We start from the raw sequence: 12276 nt of genomic DNA, 5'->3' as shown, positions 1-12276 counted from the left end.
AATTAATTAAAAATATCGCTGTACTGCTCAGGTTTGAAACTTAGGTGCACTTGATCACCTTTGACTAGAACAGGGCGTTTGATCAAGGTCACTTTTTCTTTCATCAAATCAATAGCAGAGTCACGATCAATGTTATCTTTTATAGATTGATCCAGTGGGCGCCAGGCGGTACTGCGTTTATTCAGCAACTTTTCCCAGCCAATAGCATTATCCCAGGCTTCTAACGTTGAGCGCTCTAAGGGGTTTTTACGATAGTCGATGAACTCATGCTCGATATCATTGGCCTCTAGCCATTTTACGGCTTTCCTGACCGTATCGCAGTTGGGTATTCCGTAAATTTTCACCATAGTTTTTAATTAAACCTCTTTTCTTATCCTTGCTCTTTGTCCATGCGTAATAATTCATTAACGCTGGTTTTAGCACGAGTCTTGGCATCCACCTGCTTAACAATTACCGCACAGCTTAAGCTATATTTACCACAGCTTGAAGGAAGGCTACCTGGAACAACAACGGAGCCAGCAGGGACGCGGCCATAGGTCACTTCATCGGTCAGGCGGTTATAGATTTTAGTACTTTGACCAATGAATACGCCCATGGATAATACCGAGCCTTCCTCGACGATAACGCCTTCAACTACTTCAGAGCGAGCTCCGATAAAGCAGTTATCTTCAATAATGGTTGGGCCGGCCTGAAGCGGCTCTAGAACCCCACCAATGCCAGCGCCACCTGAGAGGTGGACGTTTTTGCCGATTTGTGCACATGAACCGACTGTCGCCCAGGTATCTATCATGGCACCCTCATCAATGTATGCACCGATGTTAGTGTAGCTAGGCATGAGAACAACATTTTTAGCAATATACGAACCATGGCGAGCGATAGCATGAGGCACAACACGAGTTCCACCTTCTTTAAAGTCTTCCTCGCTCATTCCCTGATATTTCATTGGAACTTTGTCATAAAATTGAGCCATATCGGTGTCGATAACTTTGTTATTGTTTAAACGAAATGACAAAAGTACCGCTTTTTTAAGCCACTGATTTACGACCCATTCGTTACCTTGTTTTTCAGCAACTCTTGCTTTGCCCTTATCCAGTAGATCTAATGCTTCAGTTACTGCCGCCTTGATCTCTGCTGAAGCGCTTGCAGGAGATAGGCTTTCTCTATTTTCAAATGCTTGCTCAATGGTTTGTTGCAAAGACATGTCTTTTTCCTCAAATAATGTTAAGCATTAATTGCTTGCCCTAAATGTTCTTTAATTTTTTCAATTCGGTTTTTATCAATAATGGGCTGATGGTTTCTATCACTGACTGTAAAAGTATCTTCTACCCGTTCTCCCAGTGTGACAATTTTTGCCGAATGCACTTCAATGTCACAATCACGAAAGGCTTGACCAATATTAGCCAGCAGAGCAGGGCGGTCGAGCGCAGTAATCTCTAAAGTGGTGAAAGGACTATTGTCGTCGTTAATAAATTCCACGTTAGTTTTAACGGTGAAGTATTTAAGTCTTGTAGGGACAGCTCGACTAACCGATATGGCGCTATTGTCCATATCTGAAAGACCGTCAATCAGGTTATCCTGTATTTCTTGAATTCTTTGCTCGTAGGACAATGGATGGCCTTGTTCATCTAACACAATAAAAGTATCCAGGCAGAGTCCTTTGGGCGATGTAAAGAGCGTCGCAGCCTGAATATTGAGATGATTCTGACTCAAAAGAGCTGTGATTGATGCAAAGAGATCGGGCTGATCCTCTACAGCGATAAAGACTTCTGTACCGGCTTGAGAGCGGTGATTTTTTATCGCTACATAAGGCAGCTCGGGCTGTGAAAGCAGTTGCTCCGTTTGCCATATAATCTGTTCAGGGTGGTACCTTAAAAGGTAATCGTTACCCAGCTCAGAAAGCAGCTCGCGAACCGGCTCAATAGACTCCCCGGTTTTAGTGAACTGTTCTAACACCTGCTGTCTAGTGTCTTCCATCATCTGGTTCTGGTTGGCCCTTGGTGTTGACTGAGTCAGATAATGTTTAGTAGCCAAAAACAGCTCTTTAAGCAGAGACTCTTTCCATGAATTCCAGAGAGTTGGATTCGTTGCGCGAATATCGGAAACGGTTAAAACGTATAGCAGCTCAAGATGCAAAATCGATGGTATTTTGCTGGCAAAACTTTCAATGACGTCGGGGTCACTGATGTCCTTGCGTTGTGCAACCAAGGACATAATCAGGTGATTTCTTACCAGCCAAGAGACAAGTTCGGAAATGTGCTGATCTAGTCCTATTGAGTGGCAGTATTCTAATGCATCAACAGCACCAAGCTCAGAATGATCTCCACCACGACCTTTGCCGATGTCGTGGAAAATAGCTGCAAGATATAAAGGTGTGGGATCTACCAGCGTTTTCATGATTTTGCGGCACAGCGGGAACTCGTGGCCATATTCACTCTTGTTATAGCGAATGATATAGCGCAGTAAGAAAAGCGTATGCTCGTCCACCGTGTAAGCATGAAAGAGATCGAACTGCATTTGACCTTCTATTTGAGCAAACTTAGGAATCATAGCTCCTAATATATTGGTTCGCTTCATCAGGGCAAAGCCACGACTGGTTAGCTGTTTGGTCGATAAAAATTCTTTGAAGTAGCTGATATTAATTGCATCGCGTCGATAATGGCGGTTAACCATTTGTTGGCTTGACCGGATTTTACGCATAGTCTTTGCTTCAATCTGAATGATTTCAGGGTTCAAGGCAATGTGACGAAATATTTTTATCAGTGCATGAGGTTTGCGCAAAAAAAGGTCGGGTGTTTTTATGCCAATACGCTGGTTGTGTAAATAAAAGTCCTGGTCTAGATCGATGATTTGTGCAGACTTGCCGAGTTTTAAATATTCCTGTTCAAAAATTTGGAGGAACAATTCATTCAGGTTCCTAATAACCATCACAGCCCGGTAATAGCGTTGCATGAGATGTTCAACGGCCAGCTTGTTATCATGGTCTTCAAACCCTAACCACTCTGCTACCTTTTTCTGATGCTCGAAGAGCAAACGGTCTTCACGTTTGCCGGTTAGTACATGCAGGGCAAAACGAACTCTGTGCAGGAATTGTTGCCCATTGAGTAAGCTCCGGTACTCGCGTCGTGTGAAAATCCCGTATTTAATCAGATCATGTAAGCTACTAGTTTTAAAGTGCTTCAGAGTAATCCACTGAATAACCTGAAGATCTCTCAATCCACCCGGGTTCGACTTAATATTCGGCTCTAAATTGAAGGACGTTTCTTTAAACTTTAGATGTCTTGCGACCTGCTCATCCAACTTGGCTTTAAAGAATGCTTCCGATGGCCAGAAATCCGGTTGTTTAATTCGCTCGTTAAGGCCTTTTAATAATTTGCGATTGCCGCAGATAAAACGTGACTCAATCAGGTTTGTGGCAACGGATATATCTTCAAGCGCTAACTGTTCGCAATGATTAATAGTTCGGACACTGTGACCGACCTCAAGCCCGATATCCCACAGGAAAGCCAGCCAGGCTTCCAGCTCCAGGTTACTATCTTCCGCTTCTTCACTATCGTCGTTCAGCAGGACGAGGATATCGATATCCGAATAAGGCTGTAGTTCCTCGCGACCATAACCCCCAACAGCTATAAGCGCTGAATGGCTATGGACAGAAAATTGAGACCAGCTAGTTGCCAATATGTGGTCGATTAAGGCACTGCGAGCACGTAGTAACTGGATAATACTGGTGCCTTTCTGGAATTGTTTGGTTAGAGCATCCAGCCCCGCCTGTAGGTAATTCTTATAGATCTTTAATCGATCAAGCCCATCAGCTGATTGGCTTTTTTTGACCAGTTCAGCTGCTTTGGGTAGGTAGTTAAATTTATCAGGACTTGCCACTCCGCGTTCCTGTTCCTAAATGGATTCTTCGTCGCGTTTAGTCAGAACTTCCACGCCATCTGCTGTAACCAATAGCGTGTGTTCCCACTGTGCGGATAACGACTTATCCTTGGTGAGAACTGTCCAGCCATCTTTCTTGTTATGCTTCACGTAACGTTTCCCGACATTAACCATTGGCTCAATAGTGAAGGTCATACCTTCTTTTAGCTCTACACCGGTTCCCGGACGTCCATAGTGAGTTACCTGCGGTTCTTCATGGAACTTTGAACCGATGCCGTGCCCACAATATTCCCGGACAATAGAATAACCTTTGCCTTCAGCATATTTTTGAATGGCATAGCCTATATCGCCCAGTCGTGCACCAGGCTTCACCATCTTAATCGCGTTATAGAGGCTCTCCTGAGTCGTTTGAATTAGCTTCTTAGCTTGCGGTGTAGGCTCGCCTACCACAAACATTTTGCTGGTATCACCGTGAAAACCATCTTTAATCACCGTGACATCAATATTGAGGATATCGCCGTTGCGAAGAGGCTTTTTGTTTGGAATGCCGTGGCATACTACATCGTTTACCGAAGTACAGATAGATTTTGGAAAGCCACCATCAGTAGCCACAGGCTGTGTTGGATTGCCTTCAGCATCCAGAGTTACCGGGTAGGTAGAGCCACCATAGTTCAATGTGGCTGGGTAACCGCCTTGTTTATGAACGATGTGATCATGGCAAATTTGGTCAAGCTCTTCTGTGGTGACACCCTTTTTGATGTGCTCACCAATCATTTCTAGAACTTCTGCCGCCAAACGGCCTGCAACACGCATTTTTTCTATTTCTTCAGGAGTCTTAATCTGGATACCCATACATAGCCTGGTTAATAATTACGTTTTGCCCTCAGTAAGTCTTTTCTTGCGGGGCTTAAATAGGCGTCTATTCTAACGAATTGTGATGGGCAAGGGAAACCCGATAGCAACAAGATATAACCAAATAGCGAGTGTGGATGACCCGAGGATACGTTTTCATAGGTGGGCAAAGTCAAATGTCGCCATTTTGAGACATTTGTCCATCTTGTCTTCCACCAAATCATTTTTACTACAGGTCAGTAGCCTCACTGGCTGGGTTTTGAAATAGCTGTAAGAAAGCGCGTGGGTAATAAAGACATGGCTTACCTTAGGTTGTGTTTTTATTCTTAACTTCCAGGACTATTCCAATGATGATGCCAAAAACTGCTCCCAGGCCAACGCCGAGCGGTAAGTTTTCAAAGGTAATACCAAATGCGGCACCGACTCCAACGCCAATCCCCAGCATTGCCCCAACGTAAGTTTTGCCGTTATTACCTTGTGGTTGTTTGTTACTCATGTTGACTCCTTAAGCGTCGAGTTCATCATTTAGCCAGCTTAGTGCTCTTTTTATGTCTTCAAAAAATTTGACCTCACCTGAGGTAAACCAGTCACCCACTTTGGCAAAGGTTTCTTGCCAGTCCTTATTGCCGTATATGGCTATTTTGCGAAATTTACTACCATGCTTTAAGCCAAGCTTCAGGTCATCCCAGGCCGCTCTAGGCTCCCACCCCTCAAGCTCTGTACCATCTATTAGTGCATCAATTTCTGGGTTTTCAACAGATTGCAGCGCCGACTCAAGCATCGGGAGCATTGTCTGGTAGTCTTGATGGGTGAGCTTTCCTGTCGCCTTAAGGGTTAAAAAGATATTGTTACCGTGACGTTCCAGACCAACTCGTAAACCGTGAGATTTAACTTCCATAAAAAACCTCCTGCTATGTAGAAATTATTGATTCAGTATAAGGGTTTCGCTTAATGTTTCATTGAAGGTATACCAAAGTTTAACAGCTCAAGGGATGATGGCAAAAAGTACCTGGTTTAGAACAGCATTACTTTTTGAATAAATCATCCATGTTATTAAAACCTTTGAACTCAAGAGCATTGCCCGACGGATCATTAAAAAACATAGTGGCCTGCTCTCCGGGCTTACCCTCAAACCGAATGTATGGTTCTATGACAAATTCAACGTCATTCTGCTTTAAATGTCGGGCGAGTTGTTTCCAGTCGTCCATATCAAGCACCACACCGAAGTGGGGGATGGGGACTCCATGACCATCTACTGATGAAGTATTGGCTGCCTTGACCTGCATCTTTTCGTCTAAGTGAACGACTAATTGATGTCCATAACAGTTATAGTCTATCCAATGCTCACTGGAGCGACCTTCTTCGAAATTTAATAGCTCGCCATAAAACTGGCGAGCTTGAGCTAAATCATGTACTGGAATAGCCAGGTGAAATGGTTGTGGCATAGTTAATTAGTTAAAGTCTATAAGGTTTGTTGCTATTTATATCACTTTTAAAAAAAGCAATCAGTTGCCATGGTGAAGTTTTACAGATTGGGCAATTTGGGAGTTAGACTTTTTTCACAAACTCGGACTTGAGTTTCATGGCGCCAATCCCCGGGATTTTACAGTCGATATCATGATCGCCATCTACCAGGCGGATATTTTTAACTTTTGTTCCAACCTTCACTACCTGAGAAGAACCTTTAATTTTAAGGTCTTTGATAACCGTAATGGTATCACCGTCCTGTAGGATGTTTCCGTTAGAATCTTTGATTGAAGGTTCATCGGAAGCGTTGTCTGCGCCGTTCTGCGACCATTCGTGTCCACACTCAGGGCAAACATACATATTTTGATCTTCATAAGTGTAGCTAGAGTCGCACTGAGGACAGTTAGGTAATTGGCTCATAGTTCAAATCTGCATAAATAAAAGTTATGCCATTATAAGATAATTCGCAATCAATAGTAGGATGTTTTTGTGTATCTATAATTAATTAGCTAGCGGTAGTCTTTTGGAGCTCCTTCTTCGCATTTTACACAGTTCAGTTCTTCTCCTAGCATCTGATTTCTACCGGCCTCTGTCTTAACCCACGGTCTATTAAAGAATGGCGGCTTGTGTCGAACATGCTGAAAATGACCACAGGCTAACTCAGCAACCCAGTCATCATGTTCATCCTTATGGTAACCAGTAATAGGTTTCTTCATAAAAGTACTAATTGGCAGGGCTTAATAACCAGATGCTTTCTTTAGCTTCAACCTCGCCTTTCAGGCCACCTTCAACGTGTTCTGTTTCCAATAGCTCGATACCATAACTGGCTTCATAATAACTTTTGAGCATCGATTCGCTGATTGCAAAAGGAGGGCCACTCAGCGCGTTTTGGTCATATTCAAAGGTGATTAATAATTGTGGTGCCTTGTAGGTTATGCTTTCGACTTGCTGACTATAATCCTTACGCATTGATTCAGGTAGCGCTACTAATGCTGCTCTATCATAAACGGCATCAACAGCTCCTAATGTATCTGCGTTGAGCTCAAAAATGTCTCCTGCAAAAATATCAATGCGGTCGGCTTGATAGTGGGTTAGATTTTCTGATGATGTGACGGATGGTTCCAGGTTAAGCTCCTCAAATAACTCTTTTATTGCGGTCTCACTGAGTTCTACGCCGACAACATGACAGCCTTTTGACAGTAGCCAATGTATGTCATGCGTTTTACCGCATAAAGGGACAAAGATTCGAGAACCCGGGTGTAAGCGTAGTGATGGAAAGTATTTAATCAGTAATGCATTGGCATGGCCTTGATGAAAGCCAATTTCTCTACTGTGCCATTTATCCTGCCAGAATGAGGGATCCAAAGAATACTCCTTACTATTTTAATCTAAACATAGCTTATGAATTAATTACTACCGAGGATAGTAAGGTCTAATCGTTTTAGCAAGTTAAGCCGTCATCGGTGATTAGGGCGGTATTAGTCTGGCTTTGTCTGAAGTGTGCTTTGGATTATAATTATTAATGAATAAAATCTATGTAGTCTATAGTTTATAAAAATATAGGGATCAAAGGCTTAGCGCTATACTTGAACAGTAGCTTGGGAATTAAATCAAAGGAGCCAATCTCATGCGTAAACAAACTATCCCATTCCTCGTAATAGCTTTGAGCTTTTCTTCTATGACGATGGTTAGTTCAGCTAATGCTAAGGAACAAAGTATGACTGGTCATAACTGGTGGCCAGAAAAATTAAATCTAGAGCCTTTACGTCAACATACACCTGAGTCCAACCCCTACGGCGCTGATTTTAATTACGCCGATGAGTTTGAAAAGTTAGACCTTGACGCTCTAAAGAAAGATCTTAAGGAATTGATGACGACATCACAGGATTGGTGGCCTGCAGACTATGGTCATTATGGACCGTTCTTTATTCGTATGGCTTGGCACAGTGCGGGTACTTACCGTGTTTACGATGGGCGCGGTGGAGCAGGCGGTGGTCAGCAACGTTTCGAGCCACTGAACAGCTGGCCGGATAACGTTAGCTTAGATAAGGCTCGTCGTTTATTGTGGCCGTTGAAGCAAAAGTATGGTCGTAAAATATCATGGGCTGACCTGATGGTACTTGCCGGTACAGTGGCAATGGAAGATATGGGCTTTGAGACCTTTGGCTTCGCTGGTGGCCGTGAAGATGACTGGGAGCCGGATAACGTATTCTGGGGGCCAGAAAATGAGTGGTTGGCAGCGGATCGTTTCCATGGTGATCGCTCTAAACGTGATTTGAAAAAGCCCTTTGGTGCCACTCAGATGGGGTTGATTTACGTCAATCCAGAAGGCCCAGATGGAAAGCCGGATCCATTGCTAGCGGCGAAAGATATACGCACAGCGTTCGGTCAAATGGCAATGAACGATGAGGAAACGGTGGCACTGATAGCAGGCGGCCACACTTTCGGTAAGGCGCACGGTGCGCACAAGCCAGATGAATGTTTGGGACCTGAGCCTGCAGCAGCTGGTATAGAAGAACAGGGTATGGGCTGGAAAAACAAATGTGGTAAAGGGAATGCAGAAGATACCGTTACCAGTGGTTTGGAAGGTGCCTGGTCGGTCAATCCAACAGCTTTCACAACTCAATATCTTGATAATCTATTTGGTTTTGAGTGGGTGCAAACAAAAAGCCCAGCTGGAGCCACTCAGTGGATACCTAAGGATGGACAGGCTTCCAACTTAGTTCCAGACGCGCATATTGAGGGTAAGCGACATGCCCCAATCATGTTTACCACTGACCTGTCGTTAAAGTTTGATCCTGAGTATCGAAAGATCGCTAAGCGTTTCCAGGAGAACCCTGAGGAATTTGAGCTTGCGTTTGCAAAAGCCTGGTTCAAGTTAACACACCGCGACATGGGCCCCCGTGCTCGCTATGTCGGTGATCAGATTCCAGATGAAGTCTTAATGTGGCAGGACCCTGTGCCAGAAGTCGATCATAAGTTGATTGATGCAGGTGATATCGCTGATCTGAAAGAAGAAATCCTGGGCTCTGGTTTAACGGTTCCTGAACTTGTGAGAACCGCCTGGGCTTCTGCATCATCATATCGCGGCACAGACATGCGCGGCGGAGCCAATGGTGCTCGTCTTAGACTAGACCCGCAGAAAAGCTGGGCTGTGAATAACCCCAAAGAGTTGTCAAAAGTCTTATCCACCCTAGAACATATTCAAGAAGATTTTAACGACGATCTCTCTGGCGGTAAAAAAGTCTCACTGGCTGATGTGATTGTGCTGGGTGGTGCTGTAGCAATTGAAAAGGCAGCCGCAGATGCGGGCTATGAAGTTACTGTACCCTTCGAGCCAGGACGCACCGATGCAACGCAGGAGCAAACAAACGTTAAGTCGTTTGGTCACTTAAAACCAAATGCCGATGGCTTCCGTAATTACTTCAGTGCAGAAAGCCGCATGTCACCAGCGGAGATGTTAGTTGAAAAAGCAAACCTTCTAACATTAACGGTTCCTGAAATGACGGTTCTTGTGGGTGGTATGCGTGCATTGGACGCCAATACCGGTGGTGCCGATCATGGTGTCTTTACGGATAAACCGGGTGAGCTTAGTAATGACTTTTTCGTTAATTTACTGAGCATGGATACCAAATGGTCGAAGTCTGACACAGCTGGTATTTATGAAGGTCATGATCGGGAAACAGGTGAGGTTAAGTGGACGGCGACTCCTGTTGATTTGATCTTTGGATCAAACTCAGAACTTCGAGCGGTTGCTGAAGCTTATGCAGCTGATGATGCTGACGAAAAATTTGTAAATGACTTCGTCGATGCGTGGGTAAAAGTAATGCAGCTGGATCGTTTTGATCTTTAAGTTTTCTGTTTACGTCAACAAAAAAGCCATCCATTCGGGTGGCTTTTTTTGGTCTTAAGCTGGACAAATTTAATTGTGCCCACCATAAAGTTTTGTTAGGGTCTACGATAATAAAAATTAAATATTAAAGATTAAAAGGAACTTAAAAAAATGGATAATAATTATCGAGGGACCGTTGTAGCCAATCTTCATTACTTTTTTGCCATCCTCTTATATTTTACCTTTAGCCCATTTTCTTTATTCACAATAATTTTTGGACTATTTTATAAATTTTCTTTTTCTGTAATGGGGCTCGGAGGTCTGGGATTCATTGGGATTCTTTTGGTTAATTCATTGCCTATCATAGGTTTTTGGATCTGGAAAAAAGGTTTGCTTCCCGTACATGAGGAAGGAGAAAGGTTGGCAGGAATTGTTATCGTGGCTATTGCCAATTTTCTCGTTTTAATTGGTATTGGTGTTTTCTGGTATTTTGCTTCACAAGCAAAGGGAGGCGGAACTATTTCGGGCGTCCCACTTGGGATGTGGGGTATGTTATGTATGCTAATTCAGTTAATTGGAATGATCTTTGTTGAGTGGAAGCGTTGGGGGAATTCTAGTAATCCCAAAATTTTCCAACTGATTGCATTGGGCGTGCTAGCCATACCCGCTTTGTTTGTGCTGCTCCCTATATTATTTCAAATAATGATGAATATTATACGTTAAAATGAAAGAACTCATTGAATTATATAAGAAAGTAAGGAGCTCTAATGCCTGTAACTAGCTCACCAGAATGTAATCTTATCTTTTATACAAATCCACAATCACGAGGACAAATTGCCCGATGGATGCTGGAGGAAGTTGGAGCCGAGTATCGACAGGAAATACTGCAATACGGAAGCCAAATGAAAAGCGAGGAGTATCTTAATATCAACCCCATGGGTAAAGTACCTACCATCGTCCATAATGGAAAAGTGGTAACAGAGTGTGCTGCTATCTGCGCTTACCTAGCTGATGCCTTTCCTGAGGCGGGTTTGGCTCCATCTCTGGATAACAGAGTAGAATATTATCGATGGTTATTTTTTAGTGCAGGGCCGCTGGAAGCTGCGCTTGTTAATCGCTCTCTTGATGTCACCGTCAAGAAAGAGCAGGAGACAATGGTTGGTTACGGTTCTTATGATAGGGTTCTGGATGTATTATCAGAACGTCTTCAAAACTCACCCTATATTGCTGGTAATGAATTTACTGCTGCTGATGTATATGTTGGCTCTCATATCTTGTGGGGGCTTTTCTTCGGTACTATGGATAAACGCCCTGGATTCAAAGAGTATTCAGATAGACTGGTACAGCGTTCGGCATTTATAGCGGCGAAGAAGATTGATGAGCAGCTGATAGCTGAAGCTGAAAAGGGTGGTTAAAGAACGTATAGAAACCGACAGTTCTAAAGCCTGAACTGTCGGTATAATTATGTCCGAGTAAAATCCTTTGGTTTGCCTTTTGTTAGAACGGTTACATAAGCTAGGTACACAAAAGATAAGATCACAGGAATAGCGTGCCACCAATTGGTTAAATAAGAGGAGTTATTACTGTAGAAAAATATTAGCAGTATGATTACTGTGAGACTTGATAACGGCAGTATGAAAACGAAAGCATTGAGTAACGCTAACTTAAAGCCTTTAATTTGATGTGTTATGGTTGCTCCAGACGCGCTGGAAACCACAAACATAAATTGGAAGCCCGCGAACATAAGCTGTAAAAAGCAGCCTATAATTAATACCGTTAGAGACATGTTCCTTCCTTTGTAAACAAACTATTATCCTTCTAGGTTAGGGCACTCGCCAAGTCGTTTCGAGGTCCAGCTCATGTTCATTTCCATTACCTGGCCCATCATGTTCATGGCGATATCCATTGAACCTTCACCCTCGTTATCATTAGCTTCATAATTACCAGAGATGCTTGAGGTTACCCCTTCACTACTACATTCCATAGCAAAGTCTAAAGTGTTTCCAACCAGATCGTTATGAGTTAGCTTGCAGCCTTCCATCTCCTGTACTAAATCCGATGGGTCAATGGTCTTTTCTTTTATGCATTCCTTAGTAGTCTGAGTAACATTGTCACCACTTATGGGGTTTGTCCTTGTCATGGTGGTTTCCCATAAGCCGGGATTGATTTCCAGGCCTTCAGACAGTGCTGAAAAAGAAACTGTTAGCGCGATGAGCCCTGAGAATATTTGTGTCTTCATTATTTCACTC

14 protein-coding genes are annotated in these 12276 nt (G+C 43.3%); 3 read left to right on the top strand and 11 right to left on the bottom strand.

Annotation, left to right across the window (positions count from 1 at the left end; translation table 11 throughout):
* Positions 1-2 precede the first annotated feature (2 nt).
* From KS2013_RS08470 to tmpT, 10 genes are all read right to left on the bottom strand, one after another.
* Complete coding sequence (locus tag KS2013_RS08470; protein ID WP_068992472.1) at positions 3-347, bottom strand: arsenate reductase; 345 nt, start codon at positions 345-347, stop codon at positions 3-5.
* Positions 348-370: 23 nt separating this feature from the next.
* Positions 371-1201 carry a 2,3,4,5-tetrahydropyridine-2,6-dicarboxylate N-succinyltransferase gene (gene dapD / locus KS2013_RS08465; RefSeq protein ID WP_068992470.1) on the bottom strand — a complete coding sequence of 277 codons (831 nt, stop codon included), beginning with the start codon at positions 1199-1201 and terminating at the stop codon, positions 371-373.
* A gap of 20 nt (positions 1202-1221) precedes the next feature.
* Positions 1222-3876: a [protein-PII] uridylyltransferase gene (gene glnD, locus KS2013_RS08460; RefSeq protein ID WP_068992467.1), complete on the bottom strand. Its 2655-nt coding sequence runs from the start codon at positions 3874-3876 to the stop codon at positions 1222-1224.
* A gap of 15 nt (positions 3877-3891) precedes the next feature.
* Positions 3892-4728, bottom strand: coding sequence for a type I methionyl aminopeptidase (gene map, locus KS2013_RS08455; protein ID WP_068992465.1), 837 nt, complete (start codon positions 4726-4728; stop codon positions 3892-3894).
* A 307-nt stretch (positions 4729-5035) separates the two neighbouring features.
* A complete protein-coding gene (locus tag KS2013_RS08450) occupies positions 5036-5224 on the bottom strand; it encodes a hypothetical protein (protein ID WP_068992463.1) in 189 nt (62 codons plus the stop codon).
* A gap of 9 nt (positions 5225-5233) precedes the next feature.
* Complete coding sequence (locus KS2013_RS08445) at positions 5234-5626, bottom strand: SpoIIAA family protein (RefSeq protein WP_068992460.1); 393 nt, start codon at positions 5624-5626, stop codon at positions 5234-5236.
* A gap of 127 nt (positions 5627-5753) precedes the next feature.
* A complete protein-coding gene (locus KS2013_RS08440; RefSeq protein WP_068992457.1) occupies positions 5754-6173 on the bottom strand; it encodes a VOC family protein in 420 nt (139 codons plus the stop codon).
* Between the two features lie 103 nt (positions 6174-6276).
* Positions 6277-6615, bottom strand: a complete 339-nt coding sequence (locus tag KS2013_RS08435) for a zinc ribbon domain-containing protein YjdM (RefSeq protein ID WP_068992454.1) — start codon at positions 6613-6615, stop codon at positions 6277-6279.
* Between the two features lie 89 nt (positions 6616-6704).
* A complete protein-coding gene (locus KS2013_RS08430; protein ID WP_068992451.1) occupies positions 6705-6911 on the bottom strand; it encodes a DUF3565 domain-containing protein in 207 nt (68 codons plus the stop codon).
* A gap of 7 nt (positions 6912-6918) precedes the next feature.
* The gene (tmpT, locus tag KS2013_RS08425) at positions 6919-7560 is read right to left on the bottom strand and encodes a thiopurine S-methyltransferase (RefSeq protein ID WP_068992448.1); all 642 of its coding nucleotides are present in this window, start codon (positions 7558-7560) and stop codon (positions 6919-6921) included.
* Between the two features lie 262 nt (positions 7561-7822).
* On the opposite strand from tmpT, the gene katG reads away from it, so the two are divergent.
* From katG to KS2013_RS08410, 3 genes are all read left to right on the top strand, one after another.
* Positions 7823-10048: a catalase/peroxidase HPI gene (katG, locus tag KS2013_RS08420; RefSeq protein WP_068992445.1), complete on the top strand. Its 2226-nt coding sequence runs from the start codon at positions 7823-7825 to the stop codon at positions 10046-10048.
* Positions 10049-10198: 150 nt separating this feature from the next.
* Positions 10199-10750 (top strand): hypothetical protein, encoded by a 552-nt coding sequence (locus tag KS2013_RS08415; protein ID WP_068992442.1) that lies wholly within the window; start codon positions 10199-10201, stop codon positions 10748-10750.
* Positions 10751-10794: 44 nt separating this feature from the next.
* Positions 10795-11442: a glutathione S-transferase family protein gene (locus KS2013_RS08410; RefSeq protein WP_068992439.1), complete on the top strand. Its 648-nt coding sequence runs from the start codon at positions 10795-10797 to the stop codon at positions 11440-11442.
* A gap of 395 nt (positions 11443-11837) precedes the next feature.
* Here the strand turns inward: KS2013_RS08410 and KS2013_RS08400 are convergent, their stop codons facing one another.
* Positions 11838-12266, bottom strand: a complete 429-nt coding sequence (locus KS2013_RS08400; protein ID WP_068992433.1) for a DUF3617 domain-containing protein — start codon at positions 12264-12266, stop codon at positions 11838-11840.
* Between the last annotated feature and the right edge of the window lie 10 nt (positions 12267-12276).

Source organism: Kangiella sediminilitoris, assembly GCF_001708405.1.
Taxonomy (GTDB): domain Bacteria; phylum Pseudomonadota; class Gammaproteobacteria; order Enterobacterales; family Kangiellaceae; genus Kangiella; species Kangiella sediminilitoris.
This window is presented reverse-complemented; position numbering and strand designations above follow the sequence as displayed.